Origin of the sequence: Veronia pacifica (assembly GCF_001707825.1) — a bacterium.
GTDB lineage: Bacteria > Pseudomonadota > Gammaproteobacteria > Enterobacterales > Vibrionaceae > Veronia > Veronia pacifica.
The window spans coordinates 1-322 of the sequence record NZ_LYBM01000146.1 but is presented as its reverse complement, the minus strand read 5'-3'; the positions used below and the strand labels follow the sequence as shown (position 1 = coordinate 322).

At 45.0% G+C, this 322-nt stretch carries 1 tRNA gene; it reads left to right on the top strand.

Going from position 1 to position 322, the window contains the following annotated elements:
• Positions 1–112 precede the first annotated feature (112 nt).
• A tRNA-Leu gene (locus tag A8L45_RS23525) sits at positions 113–199 on the top strand.
• Positions 200–322 lie beyond the last annotated feature (123 nt).

The following is a 322-nucleotide window of genomic DNA, read 5'->3' as shown; positions in this document are numbered from 1 at the left end:
ACCGAGGCCTTGAAGATCGGGAACCTTGTGTGTCGCGTCAAAATTTGCCGTGTTGATTGATTATTCAATTCAGCATGAAGATGGTGTCAACCATTGCAATCAAGAATTGCGTGCCCTGGTGGTGGAATTGGTAGACACAAGGGATTTAAAATCCCTCGACGTTCGCGTTGTGCCGGTTCAAGTCCGGCCCGGGGCACCATCTTTAAAGCCGCTCATTAATGAGCGCAATATTCAAAGATGACAATTGCTATAAGCAAGCACAACTTATTAAAGGTTGAGCGGATTTTTTGTCTCTCTGAAAATCAGTCACCAAGCTCAACAT